Origin of the sequence: Aquibium sp. ELW1220 (genome assembly GCF_030398385.1) — a bacterium.
GTDB lineage: Bacteria > Pseudomonadota > Alphaproteobacteria > Rhizobiales > Rhizobiaceae > Aquibium.
Window position 1 is genome coordinate 1 of sequence record NZ_JAOAOQ010000117.1, and the last position, 940, is coordinate 940.

General features: G+C 56.5%; 1 tRNA gene and 1 rRNA gene. Both read right to left on the bottom strand.

Going from position 1 to position 940, the window contains the following annotated elements:
• Nucleotides 1-597, bottom strand: a 23S ribosomal RNA gene (locus N1F91_RS30955); the annotation flags it as partial.
• A 263-nt stretch (nt 598-860) separates the two neighbouring features.
• Nucleotides 861-936 (bottom strand) — tRNA-Ala (locus tag N1F91_RS30960).
• Nucleotides 937-940: the final 4 nt, after the last annotated feature.

Here is a 940-nt window from a genome sequence, read left to right on the forward strand (position 1 = left end):
CGGTCATGCACGAGTACTTAGGCTTGGAGCGTGGTCGCCCCATGTTCAGACAGGATTTCACGTGTCCCGCCCTACTCGAGGACAATCATTCGCATTACGTGTACGGGGCTGTCACCCGCTATGGCCGCACTTTCCAGAGCGTTCCACTTGTCTCATGATTGCCACTGGCCTGGTCCGCGTTCGCTCGCCACTACTTGCGGAGTCTCGGTTGATGTCCTTTCCTACGGGTACTTAGATGTTTCAGTTCCCCGCGTTCGCTTCTTGTCCCTATGTATTCAAGACAAGATACCTGATTGCGATACTTGGTAATCAATTCCGTCCAGCGGCGGAAAGCCCCACGAACGCAAGGCGCTCGCAAGGCTGACCGGCCGTCGCGCATCGCTGCGCGCCCCCGTCCGGAGGATAGCGGCCGAAGCCGCGCTCATCCGTGAAGACAGAACAAAATTGACTTACCAAGTATCTCAGGTGGGTTGCCCCATTCGGAAATCGTCGGATCAAAGGGTATTCGCACCTCCCCGACGCTTATCGCAGCGTATCACGTCCTTCATCGCCTGTGCATGCCAAGGCATCCACCAATTGCCCTTAAGACACTTGATCATTCTCATTGCCAATGCCCATCGACCCGAAGATCAATGCGCCTGGCAGAAAAGACCAGCTTCTCGAGATCTGTCCGATGGCGCGGTCAGGCAACCAATCATTTGCCAGGGATTGAGCGTCCCACGGCGACGGACCGCACAGGTTTCCCTGGCGGAACTCGAACAAATCTTCTCTTCACGATGTCATGCAGAACAGGCGAAAGGCAAGAAGCCTTCCGCAAACTTTTGCTGCGAGTGATTTCGCATTCCCCAACAGGGGCACAATGGTGGAGCCGGACGGGATCGAACCGACGACATCCTGCTTGCAAAGCAGGCGCTCTCCCAGCTGAGCTACGGCCCCCAAG